The organism is Acinetobacter sp. WU_MDCI_Abxd143 (genome assembly GCF_025514195.1).
Lineage (GTDB): Bacteria > Pseudomonadota > Gammaproteobacteria > Pseudomonadales > Moraxellaceae > Acinetobacter > Acinetobacter pittii_H.
In genome coordinates this window covers 126791-141485 of record NZ_JAHPTH010000004.1, presented here as the reverse complement: position 1 = coordinate 141485, position 14695 = coordinate 126791, and the positions used below count along the sequence as shown (strand labels likewise).

The following is a 14695-nucleotide window of genomic DNA, read 5'->3' as shown; positions in this document are numbered from 1 at the left end:
GTTAAACTATGTCTTGGTGTTTTAGCGATATGTGTTATGAGTCTTGCAAAATTAATTAATGAACTAAATGCTCAGCAAAAAAAAGCAGCCACTACGACTGCTCAGAACTGTTTAGTTTTGGCGGGTGCTGGTTGTGGCAAGACTAAGACGATTGTTGCTCGTGCCGCTTATTTAATTGATCAAGGCTTGCCTGCGAACCAAATTCAGATTTTAACGTTTACTCGACGTGCTGCGAGTGAAATTGTTGCAAGAGTTGAGCAGCATGTAGGAGCACAGGCAAAGGGCCTAAGAGCTTCGACTTTTCATACTTTTTGCATGTATTTGCTGCGCCGTAATCCACAAGCTTTTGGTTTAAATCAATTTAGTATTATTGATCGTGATGATCAGTTGCTGATGTTTCGCTTATTAAGAGGTAAAGACAAAGATAATGTTTTACCTAAAGCGGCAGAGCTGTGCGATTTATATTCCTATGCAAGAAATACTCAAACTAAGCTTTCTGAAGCACTGCTTAAGCAATTTCCAGAAGCCTATGAGCACAAGGCACAAATTGCTGAGTTGATGAAAACTTATGAACAACGTAAGAAAGAGCGTAATTTTTTAGATTACGATGATATCTTGTCGATTGTGGCGGTGCATTTACAAAACTCAGAAGCGCTCACCAATTGGGTGGCAGGCTTCTGTCAGGCATTGCTAGTTGATGAAATGCAAGATACAAACCCTTTGCAATGGGCTTTGTTACAGCCCTTAATTGGTAAAGTGAAGTTATTTTGTGTGGGTGATGATGCGCAGTCCATTTATGGCTTTCGTGGTGCAGACTTTGAAAATATTCATTCTTTTAAAGAACGAATACCCGATGCAGAAGTACTTACACTAGCTTTAAATTATCGCTCGACCCAAGAAATTCTAGATTTATCAAATTGGCTATTGGCGCATAGCTCAATTGATTATCAAAAACAGCTACAAGCACATCGTGGCCAAGGACAAAAGCCACAGCTACATTTGTTTGGTAATGAGTTTGAAGAAGCAAACTGGATTGCACAAGATTTAATAACGCGCCATCAACAAGGTGCAAACTGGCATGATCATATGGTCTTGGTGCGTTCTGGCTATAGTGCGCGATATCTAGAAGGCGCTTTTATTGCTGCTGAAATACCTTATCGCTTTATTGGTGGCGTAAAACTTCTTGAGTCGGCCCATGTAAAAGATGTACTGAGCCTGCTACGTATTGTGAGCAACCCTCATGATGATTTGGCTTGGATGCGGTTTTTAACCTTATGGGATGGAATTGGTGATGTTGGAGCGAGTAAGTTAGCCCAAGAGCTAATGGGAATCGCTGATGTTGAAGAACGCTGTCAACGACTTGAACGCCATGGTAAGGTCCCTTTACAAGCAATTTTAATTTTAAAACAGCTAGACGTACTACAGCAGCATGTTGAAGCAAGTATTGGCTTGGCTCTTGATGCTTTAGGCGAGCAGCTAGAGCAAAATTATAAAACTAAAGACTGGTCACGCCGTTTAAAAGACTTTGATTTGGTTAAGCAACTTGCGCGTAAGCATGCATCGTTGGGTGAATTCCTTGAAGAATATGTGCTTGAACCTATTTCAGTTTCTGAAATTGAAAAAGCTGCTGATCAAGATTTGGTGACTCTAATTACGATTCATTCAGCTAAGGGTGCTGAACAGAAAGTTTGTTATGTACCTCATGTATCGCCAAATCAATATCCTTATGCAAGAGCACAGGGTGATTTTGATGATGTTGAGGAAGAACGCCGTGTGCTGTATGTGGCCTTAACACGTGCTGAAAATGAATTAATCTTGACGAAACAAAATCTTAATACGTGGTCGCAAGACACGTATGACGAGCAAGGTCGTAAAGTCGAGAGTTATTTCTTAAATGATTTACCTACACATTTAGTTCAAGCAAAGATACATAGACAAGTACCTCAGCAATTTACTAAAAAACAATGGAACAGATCTCCTGCAGTAAATTTAGGTTTTGGTATCGATCTGGACTAAACTACTGTATAAGACGCTGTGATTACTTAAATGTATATTGGCCCTCCCTTTTATTGCCAATTAAGGTTAGAAAATGAAGATATTAGTTCGTAATTTAGATCGTGCTGTAAGTGAAGCTGAAGTTTTAGAGTTGTTTAAGGCATATGGTAAAGTTGATACATGTGTTCTTGTGACTGATAAAGACACAGGTAAATCAAAAGGCTTTGGTTTTGTTGAAATGCCTAATCCACGTGAAGCGATTAAGGCAATTAAAGGCTTAAATACGCTTAAAGTTAAAGGCTATGGAATTCGAGTTAAAGCAGCCGAAGAATAAGTTTTTCTTATGAAAAGACAATTTTTAGCCCTTTCGATTGTAACGCCAAATGGTACTCGTATCGCTCAAGGTATAAAAACACTTGAAGTACGTTCATGGACACCTACACAGCTACCAGTGAAAGATCTATTAATTGTCGAAAACCACAACTTTCTGAACAAAGATAGTGATCAAGAAGAAGGAGTTGCTGTCGCTTTAGTTGATGTCGACTCTGTTCATAGTTGGCGAAATGATGAAATTGAGCCAGCATGTGCATCTGCTTGGTGTGAAGGGTATTTTGCTTGGGTTTTAAGTAATGTTCGCCTTTTAAGACAGCCAGTAAAAGTTTTAGCTAAACGTAAAATTTATCAAGTTGAGCTGGATTTACCATAAATAACGTTGATTTTATCAATGGAGTCGTTAAGCTAAGAATAGCTATTGCAATGGCGATTTTAGAACAGGAAAGTTTAGTTATGTCACGTGTTGCTCGTTATCATGCCGATCGTACCAATCAGAAGCTCTATTTTGCACGTCTAGCGTGTCAACAGGCAGAGCAGACCGATCATGTGCAGCAGGTACAAGCTTATCGTGAAACAGCTGTATTTCATTTACATGGCGCAATGTTAGCGTTCTTACAAGAATTGGTACGTTATTACCGTTTAAATGATTTGCAACCTACTTTAAAATCTATTGAGGAACATATGGCGGCAAAAGGGCAGGTTTCTCCTGAAGTGTCCGTTTTGCAGCAATTGGCAAAAGATGGTTTTGTTGCGGAGTTAAAACGTGCTTATCGTATGTGCCAATACGCCCCAGAACCAAAAGAACCGACTCCAGAAGAAGAAACTTCTTCTAATCTCATTATTAAAGTGACACAAGGTCCTCAGTCTTGGTTGCCAGATGTTAAAATCTTGCGTGAATGGCACCGAGAATTAAGCCATTTAATTGATGGTTTTCGTAATGAAATGGTCGAGTTCTAAAATTAAACTGCCTAGATGCTTGAAATTTAGACTAGGTGTGCCTATATAAATAAGACAAGAGAAGCAAAGTGCAAGGGTGCTTTGCCACCATGTTGAAACATGGAGGAAGTATATGTCTATACAGCAATTGAAAGAGTTATTTGGAAATCAAGAAGCAGTGTTGGAATTGGTTCAACTCGAAGGTGGTGAACTCGCCTTGCGTAATGCAGGTTCTGAAAATGAACCCTTGGTTAAAATTCAATTTAGCGATGAAGTCAAAGCAATCTTGGGTGAGCAGACTCCAGTTGTTGCTCAGCATATGATTCAGGCTGCATTGTTTGGACTGCTAGAGAAGCAGGTAAACGAGTGGCAGGCTGAGGTATTAGACGAACAGCCTAAATTCTTGAGTTAAAAAAAGCGTACTTTTAAGTACGCTTTTTATATGGGTTAATGAATTGTTGACTGATGGGCAAGCTCGATCTGATTTAATATATGGTGACTCATATTCTTTGCCATTTCTTCTTTTGCATAGAACACTTCGCCAATATTTTCTTCACGGATAATTGCTGCTTCTTCTTTGCTTTCTGCGCAAATTAATACCTGAATTTGAGGATTTAATTGCTTAGCAATACTCACAATACGGTGGATATCTAAAATATCCATAGGGGAGATCACCAAAAGCCGTGCATGCATGATATGTGCTTGAATTAAAACGCTCGGTTCGGTAGCAACACCGCTCACCGCAGCAATATTTGCCTGACGCAGTTTTTCTACGATTTCACGATTCTCTTCTGCAATCACGACCTTAATATTCTCATTAATTAGATTTTCAGTGATGCGTCGCCCCACGCCGCCATATCCAACAATCACGACCTGATCGCGTAAGTAAGCTTGATCAACTTCATCGGGTAACATAGCTAATGGGTCACCACTACGTTCAAGAAGTCGGGCTAAATGAGAACGCTCACGAATCCAGCGTTGGACAGGCTCAATGGCTGAGAAGATGAACGAGTTGAGCGTAATTGAGAATAAAGCGCCTGCTAGAATCAGATTTTGAGCTTCTAAGCTTAATAGCCCTAAAGAAACGCCCAAGGTGGCCAAAATAAATGAAAACTCACCAATTTGTGCAAGGCTTGCCCCGACTGTTAAAGCTGTATTGATTGGATAGCGGAAAAATAAAACCAATGCCATTGCAGCAAGTGTCTTCCCCACCATAATAATCGCAATAACAGCTAAAATATGGAGTGGGCTCTCAACAAGAATGTGTGGATCAAACAGCATGCCCACAGAAACGAAAAATAAAATCGAGAAAATTTCACGTAGTGGGAGAGTCTCTTCCTCAGCACGATGACTAAAGTCTGATTCTTTAACGACCATGCCCGCAAAGAAAGCGCCTAATGCCATTGAAACCCCAAAGATGGCATATGAACCATAAGCAATTGAAACGGCAGCAGCGACGACGGTCAGTGTAAATAGCTCTCTTGAGCCTAAACGTGCAACGAACTGCATAATAATAGGTACTACACGTTTACCTACAATGAGCATAAAGGCAATAAAGCCAATCACCTTTAATAAGGTGATTCCAAGGGTTAACCAGATATTACCATCTGCACCTGCTGGCGCTTTGCCACCAAGTAAAACTGCTGTAGCAGGAAGGAGTACTAAAACCAGTACCATTACTAAGTCTTCGACTAACAGCCAGCCCACAGCAATTTTGCCGTTAACTGAATCTAAAAGACCACGGTCTCCTAAAGCTTTTAATAGTACAACCGTACTCGCACATGACAGACTTAAACCAAAAACAAGTGCTGAACCAAAACTCCAGCCCCATAGCATTGAAACCCCAATACCAAGTAAGGTTGCAACAGCGATCTGTAAAATTGCGCCTGGTAAGGCAATACGTCGAACAAGTAATAAATCTTTTAATGAAAAGTGCATCCCTACACCAAACATCAGGAACATGACCCCGAGTTCTGCGAGCTGGTTAGCAAGATGAATATCTGCTTCTACACCTGGTGTATTTGGACTAATAATAATGCCGGCAATTAAATAGCCGATAAGAGGAGGGAGTCGTAATCGGGCTGCCAGATAGCCAAAAATGAGGGCAACGCCGAAACCAACAGCAAGTAAAATAATTAAATCTACGTCATGCGGCACTAAAAACTCCTTTTACGTGAGTTAGGCTAAAGACAAGCATAAAAAATGCCAAGGCGGAATATAGATAAAGTTTAACAAAAAGATAAGTATAAAAAAAATGCAAAAAAAAACGACTTCATAAAGAAGTCGCTTTTTTCGAGGCTAAAATTATTTGATTTTAGCTTCTTTGAAAATCACGTGTTGACGGATTTTTGGATCAAATTTTTTGATTTCCATTTTTTCCGGCATAGTACGTTTGTTTTTAGTCGTGGTATAGAAGTAACCTGTACCAGCTGAAGAAACGAGGCGAATCTTATCACGCATTGCTCAGACTCCTTAGATCTTTTGACCTTGAGCACGAAGGTCTGCAACAACCTTTTCGATACCCAATTTGTCAATAATACGCATACCTTTAGTGGTTAAACGAAGACGTACAAAACGTTTTTCGCTTTCTAACCAGAAACGGTGGTGGTGCAGGTTCGGCTCGAACCGGCGCTTGGTTTTGTTGTTGGCGTGTGAGACGTTGTTACCAACGACTGGACGCTTGCCGGTAACTTGGCAAACCTTAGACATGGTGTAACTCCATTGATTCAGCCAACAGCAAATCTGTGGCCAGTCATACTAAATGTAAACGGATGAATTCATTCAAGGGGCGTTTTATACCAAAAATACGATTAAAAGACAAGCGAAATTGGTAAAAACGAGGCATGATTTAGTATAACAGATCATGCCTTGATCAGTTAGCGCAACAAGGTTTTCGAAATGAAACGATGAATAGGCTTATTGAATGGTGGAAGAATGTATTTAAGGCTATAAAGTTTTGGATTTGACATCACCGAACGCTCATGAGAAAGACTAAAAAAGCCCTCTGGTCCGTGATATTTACCCATACCTGATGCGCCAATTCCGCCAAAAGGTAAATCATCTTGTGCCACATGGGTAATCACCATGTTAATTCCGAAATGCCCTGAATGGGTGTGCTGTGCAATATAGTCAGCTCGTGCTTGATCATAGTCAAAATAATACATTGCTAGAGGGCGCGGACGACTATTAATAAACTCGATGACTTCTTCTATTTGGTCATATTCTAAAATTGGCAGAATAGGCCCGAAGATTTCATTTTGCATAATATCCATTGCAGTTGTCACACCAGTGACTAAAGTCGGTGCAATTTTACGGACATCATCTAAAATTTCATTTTGCGGGTTAATTTCAACAATACGTGCACCTTGATCACGGGCATTTTCGAGATAGCCCTGAATACGGTTGTACTGTTTATCATTAATAATAGAAGTATAGTCATTGTTCTTGCGGAAATGAGGGTACATTCCAGCCACAATCAATTTAAAGTTTTCAATGAACTCGGCAGTTTTACCGCGTGGTAAGAAAATATGATCCGGTGCAACACAGGTTTGTCCCGCATTCCATAATTTACCTACAGCAATACGCTGAGCTACATCTTTCATGTCCATTGATGCATGCACAAGGGCTGGAGATTTTCCACCTAACTCAAGAATCACGGGAACAAGGTTTTGAGCTGCGGCTGCCATTACTGTTTTACCAACAGAAGTTGAGCCTGTGAAAATCATTTTGTCAAAAGGCAAATGACTAAACGCATCAGAGATCACACCACCACCATTCACCACAGCCACTAATTCTTGTGGGAATGCTTCAGCTAATGCACTTTCAAGGACTCGTCCAAAGTTTGGAGAAGCGCTAGAGATTTTGATCATGGCATGGTTGCCTGCAGCTAGCGCACAGATCAAAGGTCCCACTGAAAGCAATAATGGGTAATTCCAAGGTGTAATAATACCAATGACACCCATAGGTTGATATTGTACCCAACCTTTTGCAGGCTGATGTAATACACTAATATGGCGTTTTGATGGTTTCATCCACGCAGTTAGATGCTTACTGTAATATTTAATTTGTTCCAAACTGGTGAGTAGCTCACCAATTTTTGTTTCCATAACTGCACGATTGCCATAATCAAGGTTAATTGCTTCGGCAATCTGATCTTGATATTTTACCAAGACTCTTTTAAGACGAGCTAAACGATCAATACGCTCTTTAGCAGTGGGTACCGGATGGCGTAGGTAAGCCAGCTTTTGTTGTTCAAGCAAATCATGTAAATGCTTAACATCATAAGGAAGCTGAGTCTCTGGATTTGTTTTTGTTTGACTGTTCATCGGTACTTACCAAATATATTGATATACTTATTTTTTAGAGTAAATACTCTAAATAGTCAAGTCAGTTTATGTGTTCAAGTCTTAACCATGTGAATTATTAAAGGTTATTAAAATGTCTCAACCTAAAGCTCTGAAGACAAAGGACCGGATTTTACAAATCAGTTTGCAGCTTTTTAACGAGCGAGGTGAACGGTCGGTTACAACCAATCATATTGCTGCGGAGTTAGGTATTAGTCCTGGAAATTTGTATTATCATTTTCGGAATAAGCATGAAATCATTAAGGAATTAATGTACCAATATCAGGTTGAGACTCTGGACATGCTTTCTTTACCTGAAGACAGACCACTAACGACCAATGATAAAATTAACTATTTTCAAGTGTTAAGTGGTCAACTCTGGAGTTACCGTTTTATTCATCGTGATGTGTATCATCTAGTTGAAAGTAACGAAGACTTTAAAAAGATTTATCCGCGTTTTGCAGGGCAGGTCATGCAGCAAGGACAAAAAATTTATCAAGCCTTTGTCGATGCCGGTCTTATGAAAATGACGCCATCTGAAATTGAAGCGCTCATTATTAACTTATGGATTGTATTAACGAATTGGACAAACTTTTTATATATGTCTGGCCATATTAGTGACAATAACCATTTAGAAGAAAAATGGGTTTGGCAAGCTTTACGCCAAATGGTTTTCCTTGAAGGTCCTTATCTTATGGGAGAAAGCCGAGCAACTTACGAGCAGTTGCTTGAGTCACTGGGACCTTCTGATCTATTTGCCAGCTTGTCGTCCCTAAAAGATGAATAGTTGTGCTTGCCTATTTAGAGCGCTAGAATACTCGGCTTATTAAAAATTTGACTCAATTAAGTGATATTAACCAAATGAATATGACCACTGCCAATACAGCCCGTTTACTGATTACTTGTGAAGACAAGCCTGGGATCGTACAGGCTGTATCGAGCTTTTTGTACCATCAGGGTGCAAATATTACCGCGCTTGACCAGTATGCGACGGAAGCTCAGGGCGGACGTTATTTCATGCGTGTTGAATTTGAACTTGATCATTTACAGTCACGTAAAGATGCACTAATTCAAACATTTGCTGCGAACGTTGCTGAGCGTTATGGCATGCAATGGCGTCTTGCTTTCGTAAACGATATTAAAAAGGTTGGTATTTTAGTTTCTAAAGTCGACCATGCTTTACTTGAGTTATTGTGGCGCCATGCGCGTGGGTCGTTACCTTGTGAAATTACACACGTGATTTCTAACCACGAAGATTTACGTGAATCTGTTGAGAACTTCGGTATTCCATTTACAGTAATCAAAGTAACTAAAGACAATAAAGCTGAAGCTTATGCGCAAATTGATGAAATGATGCAGGGCAATGATTTATTGGTTCTTGCACGTTACATGCAAATTCTAAGTGAAGATTTTGTTGCAAAGTGGGAAATGAAAATCATCAATATCCATCATTCTTTCTTGCCAGCTTTCGTGGGTGCTAATCCATATAAGCAAGCTTATGAAAAAGGTGTGAAGTTGATTGGTGCGACAGCTCATTATGTGACTGCTGATCTAGACCAAGGCCCAATTATTGAGCAAGACGTTGAGCGTGTAAGCCACGACTATAATGTTGAGCAACTTCGTGAGCTAGGTGAAGATGTTGAGCGTAATGTGTTGGCTCGTGCAGTAAAATGGCATTTAGAAGACCGTATTATTGTTGATGGTAATAAGACAGTTGTTTTCTAAATAACGCTTATTTTAAAAAAGCACGCTTCTTGCGTGTTTTTTTATATCAAAAATATTGTTGAAATGATATAACGTAACAATATCGGGTAGTTGTACTTAGGATTCGGACTATTCACAGTGAAATTAGTCTAACTATATAAGTGAGAATAAACACATTGTGAATAAGAGATTCCAATTCATGTAACTATGAGAAAACAAAAGCAAAGACACTCAACTAATACAAATGAGTAATCTTGAGCAAATGTTTTTCTCAAAAAATAGTTGCAAATGAAAACACTTCTCATTTATTATTGTGGCACTTTATTGTTCTATCCGATGTTTGAAATCGTTTCTGTAAATAGAAATCTGAAATCATCATCCATTAGGTAATTAGATTCTTATGAGTCAATCTTCCGCAGCCTTAAACTCTCCCAATCCGATGAAAAAGAAAGTCATCACGGCACTAATTGCGGTTGCAATTGGTCATATCGGGGTCTTATGGGCAGTTAGCCATATTAAGCCTGCTGAATTAAAGCCAATCGATAAGAAGCCTTTACAGGTACGTTTCGTAAAAATTCAAGAGCAACCAAAACCACTACCTCCTAAACCAAAGGAACCGCCTAAAAAGCCGGAACCTAAGAAAGAGGTAAAAGAAGTTAAAGTTGTTGAAAAGCCTGTGACACCACCGAAAAAAGTGGAAAAAATTCAACAGGTGAAAAAAGCTGAAACACCAAAAGAAACAGTAAAGACAGAACCTAAAGTTGAAACCAAAGTAGTGACTACAACGACAACTGTTACTGAAAAGGTCGTAGAAAAACCGAAGCCAGTGGTACAAGAAGCGCCTAAAGCTCAACCTGCTCCAGACCCATCACCAAAACGAGTTTCAATCGGTGGTTCGGGGGTACAATGGAGTCGTTCACCACGTTTAACAGTTTCTCCAAAAGATTTACAAGGCGAAGCACGTTCTGTTGTTGTACTCATTGAAGCCGATGAAAAAGGCAAAATTATTAATGTACGAGTGACTAGAAGTAGTGGTATTTCAAGTCTAGACGACAAAGTTGTCCGTGCTGTTCGCGGTGCGAAATTTAAACCTTATATGGAAAATGGAGTTGCTTATCCAATTAGAGCAGAGCAACCCTTTGATTTAACCCCTTAAATGAATTTGAGTCCCAACGGCTAACCTTAATCAGGAGTTCAATATGAACTTTTCAATCTATTGGCAACATGCAGATGCAGTGAGTAAAACCCTGTATTTTATCTTATTGGCAATGTCGATTGCTACCTGGACAGTTTTCATCTTACGTTTGATGGGGACTCGCCAGCTAAAACAACAAGCTTATGCTCAACTCTCTCAGGCTATTACTTCGCTAAAAGCAAAGTTACAACCTTTGAGTTTTGAACAGCGTAAAGCGGTTGCAGAGCAGGCATTACTTCGTCAGATTTCTGCTGAAAAAGCCAATGCTGATAAAGGTATTTCGGTTTTAGGAACGATTGCTTCAATTGCGCCATTCGTAGGTTTGTTTGGTACGGTATGGGGTATTTTCCATGCACTTGTTGCGGTAGGTAAAAGCGGACAAGCAGGTTTGGCTCAAGTGGCTACACCAGTAGGTGAAGCACTTATTATGACAGGTCTTGGTCTTGCAGTTGCGATTCCAGCGGTATTGGCTTATAACATTTGTGTACGTGCAAACCGTGGTCTTGCTCATGACTTACAAGATCAAGCGCATAGCTTGTTAATTGACACGATGTTGCAGCAAGACTCAACTGTAAAGTCTGATGTTAAAACTGCACAGCAAAGTTATGTTGGAGGTCAAGCTTAATGGCTTTTCAATTGGGTGAAGACCACGATAGTGGCATGAATGAGATGAATCTCATTCCGCTAATCGACATTATGTTGGTGTTAATGATCATCTTTTTGGTCACAGCAACAGTTGCCAACCCATCGATTCCATTAACGCTTCCTAAAACAACTGCTGAAATTATTGATCCACCACCAAAAGCAATTACGATTAGTATCAATGCAAATGGTGAAGTGGCTTGGGATACTCAAGTAATTAGCCTAGATGAGCTTCAAAAACGTTTTCAAGAAGCAGGTCAAGGCGATGTTAAACCAACAGTTCAACTTCGTGCTGATAAAGAGTCGAAGTACGATACTGTTGCTCAGGTAATGTCTCGCGCCAGTGAAGCCGGACTGAGCGATATTGCCTTTGTAAGTGAAAACTAAAATTTAGTTTACTTAATAAAAAAGCAACCAAATTGGTTGCTTTTTTATTGCTCTAATTTATTGATCTTTCATCAGATGCTGGAATTTACTATATAGCTTGAGCAGCTTAGGTGGAATCGCAAAGTTACAGTAACCTTGTGAAGGGTTCTTTGCATAGTAATTCTGATGATATTCTTCGGCCGGATAGAACGTCGGAACAGGAGACAATTCAGTCACAATATCAAGATCGTCATTTTTTAGAGTCTGAATCGTGTGTTCCGCTGCCTGCTTTTGCTCTTCATTATAATAGTAAATAACAGAGCGGTATTGTGTGCCGATATCATTACCTTGGCGATTTAAAGTCGTTGGATCGTGAGTCGCAAAGAACACGTCGAGTAACTGGGAGTAAGTTACTTGCTCTTCATCAAAGTCGACTAAGATCACCTCAGCGTGCTGAGTGTCTCCTTGACATACTTGCTCGTAAGTAGGGTTAGTCGTGTGCCCACCTGCATAACCACTAGTTACTTTTTCTACACCGCGTATTTGTAAAAATACAGCTTCGACGCACCAAAAACAGCCGCCGCCAAATAATGCCTGTTGCATTGTTTTTCCCTCTATTTCCTGCCTATTACAATAGGGTTTATGTATTTAAAATACAAAGTAAAGCATGTATAAAAAAGTAAAGAAAAGTGGATTACTTATTTCATTTAGCTTTAGGTAAACCTTGTCGAACGATTTGAGAGAAGTGTTGACTACTCTGATCTGAAAGCTGTTCAAAATTTTCAGTTCTTGGGTTGATATGCGCAATTTGATACCACTGTTTTAAACTGATATTTTGATTAAGTGCTTTAAGGTCATATAAATAATTAGGTAAGTAACCTGAAGCGATTAAACGATAATCTTTAGGAAGTTCATAGGGGTTAATTGCTTGAACCATATCAAAAATTAAAGTTGTACAGTTACTCGTAAGGGTGTTGTACCACTTCGGTTCTGCACGTAGCTCATCCGATTTCTTAAGATATTCTAAAAATAACGCTTTTTGCTCGCTACGTGGCATATTGACTGGGAAATTATAAACCTGCTCTTTACGGATGTTGCTACGCGTATAGACAATATCTTTTTCATCAGAAGCAATTAAACTAAGTTCATATTTTCTAAAAAAGCCACCAATGGCTGAAAACTCTTCAGTTTTTTCTTTGCGAATCTCGATTGAGAAGACTAAAGGTTGCTGATTCTTAAATTCGAAGCTTACCAGTGTATGAGCAATTTGTGGTCCCATCCAGTAAGAGGCAATGATGTTTATGCCATTTAATTGCTTAAGATCAAATGTTCGGGTTTCCCATCGCACATCATAAGTTCCATCAGGATGCCAGTTGAAGTTACGAACATTGTGTAAAGTGATTACATCGCCGTGCTTTTCATAGCTCAGCATATTGGCAACTTCTGGATTCCAGTCGCGATCTTGACGTGCAGTAATGGAAAAATACCAAACAAGAGAGCAGGCAAATGCTAAAAGATAAATCAGGAGATCGGTACGGCGGCTAATAATATGACCTTCAACATATAAGCCCGCCATACTCAGTGCAAAAGCAATCCAGATACCGATGAGTATGCGGCTGCCTAACCATCCAAAAGGTTGTTGAACCCAGAGTGCTACACATACCCAAATACTAGAGAACACAATAAACAGCGTGAATAGACTATGTAGGAGCCCAAAAAGTAGAGCAATAATAAATTCACGTGTTCCGATATTGTGCATAGGCATCCATACAATTATTTTTTATAAGTTGCAAACTCGAATGAAGTTCCTGATTTTTCATCAATTTGTTGTTCACTCGCAGTTTTATAAAATTCACTCGGTATTGTTGGATAATGTGCATCACCTTGCACATCTAAGTCAACATGAGTGAGTTCAAGGCGGTCTGCAATTGACAAGGTTTGCTTAAATATCTCACCGCCACCAATGATGAACAATGCTTGTTTTTCGGTATTTTTTACATCTTCTAAAGCTGCGTTTAAAGCATCTTCAATTGAATATGCAACTTTAACACCGTCAAATTGCCAGTTAATGTCACGGGTAATTACCCAGTTCACACGGTTTGGTAGAGCACGGCCCATAGACTCAAGTGTTTTACGGCCCATTACGACCACACCGCCTTGGGTGATTTCTTTAAAGTGTTTTAAGTCGGCAGAAATATACCATGGCAACGCATTGCCTTTACCAATACAGTGATTCTTGTCCATTGCCACAACGTGGACAACTTCTACATTTTGCCATGCCATAATCTTTATTCTCTAAACCGTAACCTAATGAATTTAAGCCTTTGTTATACTGCAACTGGTGCTTTAATTGCAGGATGTGATTCATAACCTACAATTTCAATATCTTCAAATTTGAAATCAAACAAATCAGTTATTTCTGGGTTTAGTTTCAATTGACACAGCGGTAAAGGCTCACGTGTCAATTGAAGTTTAGCTTGTTCAAAATGGTTGGCATAAAGATGTGTATCACCACCAGTCCAGACAAAATCACCAACACCTAAACCGCACACTTGAGCAATCATATGGGTGAGTAGAGCATAGCTTGCAATGTTAAAAGGCACACCTAAGAACACATCTGCACTACGTTGATAAAGTTGGCATGACAATTTGTTATCTTGTACAAAAAATTGGAAGAGCGTATGGCAAGGTGGTAATGCAACTTGTCCCGCTTCATTTGGGTTCCAGCCAGAAACAATTAAACGGCGTGAATTTGGGTTGGTTTTAATTTCATTAATTAACCATTTAATCTGGTCAAAACCATCTTGGTTATAAGTACCATCCGCCTTTTTTGTTGCACCGAAATTACGCCATTGATGACCATAAACAGGCCCAAGCTCATGCTCTGGGCGGCCAAAACGAGCAGTTTGTTCTGTCGTTGCCCATTCGTCCCAAATTGAAACTTTATTGTCTTTTAGATATTGGACGTTGGTGTCGCCTTTTAAAAACCAAAGTAACTCAATCACGATAGAACGAAAGTGAACTTTTTTTGTGGTGAGTAAAGGAAAACCTTTAGAGAGATCAAAACGCATTTGATGACCAAATACAGAACGGGTTCCTGTGCCTGTACGGTCGCCTTTGTCACCGCCATTATCAAGGATATGTTGTAGTAGGTCTAAATATGCACGCATAACACTCTCGA

18 protein-coding genes are annotated in these 14695 nt (G+C 39.6%); 10 read left to right on the top strand and 8 right to left on the bottom strand.

Annotation, left to right across the window (positions count from 1 at the left end; genetic code table 11):
* Positions 1-36: 36 nt before the first annotated feature.
* The 5 genes from KTI79_RS10660 to KTI79_RS10640 all read left to right on the top strand — a co-directional run bounded on the left by KTI79_RS10660 (position 37) and on the right by KTI79_RS10640 (position 3676).
* Positions 37-2016: an ATP-dependent helicase gene (locus KTI79_RS10660; RefSeq protein WP_032054354.1), complete on the top strand. Its 1980-nt coding sequence runs from the start codon at positions 37-39 to the stop codon at positions 2014-2016.
* Between the two features lie 73 nt (positions 2017-2089).
* On the top strand, positions 2090-2329 hold the full coding sequence (locus tag KTI79_RS10655; RefSeq protein ID WP_002115113.1) for an RNA recognition motif domain-containing protein: 240 nt from the start codon (positions 2090-2092) through the stop codon (positions 2327-2329).
* A 9-nt stretch (positions 2330-2338) separates the two neighbouring features.
* Positions 2339-2701, top strand: a complete 363-nt coding sequence (locus KTI79_RS10650) for an ASCH domain-containing protein (RefSeq protein ID WP_032054355.1) — start codon at positions 2339-2341, stop codon at positions 2699-2701.
* Positions 2702-2781: 80 nt separating this feature from the next.
* Positions 2782-3285: a DUF6586 family protein gene (locus KTI79_RS10645; protein WP_016142283.1), complete on the top strand. Its 504-nt coding sequence runs from the start codon at positions 2782-2784 to the stop codon at positions 3283-3285.
* A 112-nt stretch (positions 3286-3397) separates the two neighbouring features.
* Positions 3398-3676, top strand: a complete 279-nt coding sequence (locus KTI79_RS10640; RefSeq protein ID WP_002114792.1) for a hypothetical protein — start codon at positions 3398-3400, stop codon at positions 3674-3676.
* A gap of 35 nt (positions 3677-3711) precedes the next feature.
* Here the strand turns inward: KTI79_RS10640 and KTI79_RS10635 are convergent, their stop codons facing one another.
* The 4 genes from KTI79_RS10635 to KTI79_RS10620 form a co-directional block, all read right to left on the bottom strand.
* Positions 3712-5421: a cation:proton antiporter gene (locus KTI79_RS10635; protein WP_032054356.1), complete on the bottom strand. Its 1710-nt coding sequence runs from the start codon at positions 5419-5421 to the stop codon at positions 3712-3714.
* A 147-nt stretch (positions 5422-5568) separates the two neighbouring features.
* Positions 5569-5724 carry a 50S ribosomal protein L33 gene (gene rpmG, locus KTI79_RS10630; protein ID WP_001205031.1) on the bottom strand — a complete coding sequence of 52 codons (156 nt, stop codon included), beginning with the start codon at positions 5722-5724 and terminating at the stop codon, positions 5569-5571.
* Positions 5725-5736: 12 nt separating this feature from the next.
* Complete coding sequence (gene rpmB, locus KTI79_RS10625; protein ID WP_000048256.1) at positions 5737-5973, bottom strand: 50S ribosomal protein L28; 237 nt, start codon at positions 5971-5973, stop codon at positions 5737-5739.
* Positions 5974-6140: 167 nt separating this feature from the next.
* Entirely contained in the window at positions 6141-7589 is a 1449-nt protein-coding gene (locus tag KTI79_RS10620) for a coniferyl aldehyde dehydrogenase (RefSeq protein ID WP_032054357.1), read from the bottom strand.
* 112 nt (positions 7590-7701) lie between these two features.
* Here KTI79_RS10620 and KTI79_RS10615 point away from each other — a divergent pair, with 112 nt between their 5' ends.
* The 5 genes from KTI79_RS10615 to KTI79_RS10595 all read left to right on the top strand — a co-directional run bounded on the left by KTI79_RS10615 (position 7702) and on the right by KTI79_RS10595 (position 11535).
* Positions 7702-8394 carry a TetR/AcrR family transcriptional regulator gene (locus KTI79_RS10615; RefSeq protein ID WP_032054358.1) on the top strand — a complete coding sequence of 231 codons (693 nt, stop codon included), beginning with the start codon at positions 7702-7704 and terminating at the stop codon, positions 8392-8394.
* Positions 8395-8468: 74 nt separating this feature from the next.
* The gene (gene purU / locus KTI79_RS10610; protein ID WP_016144263.1) at positions 8469-9332 is read left to right on the top strand and encodes a formyltetrahydrofolate deformylase; all 864 of its coding nucleotides are present in this window, start codon (positions 8469-8471) and stop codon (positions 9330-9332) included.
* 379 nt (positions 9333-9711) lie between these two features.
* Complete coding sequence (locus KTI79_RS10605; protein WP_032054359.1) at positions 9712-10467, top strand: energy transducer TonB; 756 nt, start codon at positions 9712-9714, stop codon at positions 10465-10467.
* A gap of 43 nt (positions 10468-10510) precedes the next feature.
* Positions 10511-11131, top strand: a complete 621-nt coding sequence (locus tag KTI79_RS10600; RefSeq protein ID WP_001011664.1) for a MotA/TolQ/ExbB proton channel family protein — start codon at positions 10511-10513, stop codon at positions 11129-11131.
* Positions 11131-11535 carry an ExbD/TolR family protein gene (locus KTI79_RS10595; protein WP_000885432.1) on the top strand — a complete coding sequence of 135 codons (405 nt, stop codon included), beginning with the start codon at positions 11131-11133 and terminating at the stop codon, positions 11533-11535. The genes KTI79_RS10600 and KTI79_RS10595 overlap by 1 nt, the downstream gene beginning before the upstream one ends.
* Positions 11536-11592: 57 nt before the next feature.
* Here the strand turns inward: KTI79_RS10595 and msrA are convergent, their stop codons facing one another.
* The 4 genes from msrA to thyA all read right to left on the bottom strand — a co-directional run bounded on the left by msrA (position 11593) and on the right by thyA (position 14684).
* Entirely contained in the window at positions 11593-12117 is a 525-nt protein-coding gene (gene msrA / locus KTI79_RS10590) for a peptide-methionine (S)-S-oxide reductase MsrA (RefSeq protein WP_004794799.1), read from the bottom strand.
* 100 nt (positions 12118-12217) lie between these two features.
* Complete coding sequence (locus KTI79_RS10585) at positions 12218-13273, bottom strand: DUF4105 domain-containing protein (RefSeq protein ID WP_032054360.1); 1056 nt, start codon at positions 13271-13273, stop codon at positions 12218-12220.
* Between the two features lie 14 nt (positions 13274-13287).
* Entirely contained in the window at positions 13288-13797 is a 510-nt protein-coding gene (locus KTI79_RS10580) for a dihydrofolate reductase (RefSeq protein ID WP_032054361.1), read from the bottom strand.
* A gap of 44 nt (positions 13798-13841) precedes the next feature.
* Positions 13842-14684, bottom strand: coding sequence for a thymidylate synthase (gene thyA, locus KTI79_RS10575; protein WP_032054362.1), 843 nt, complete (start codon positions 14682-14684; stop codon positions 13842-13844).
* Positions 14685-14695: the final 11 nt, after the last annotated feature.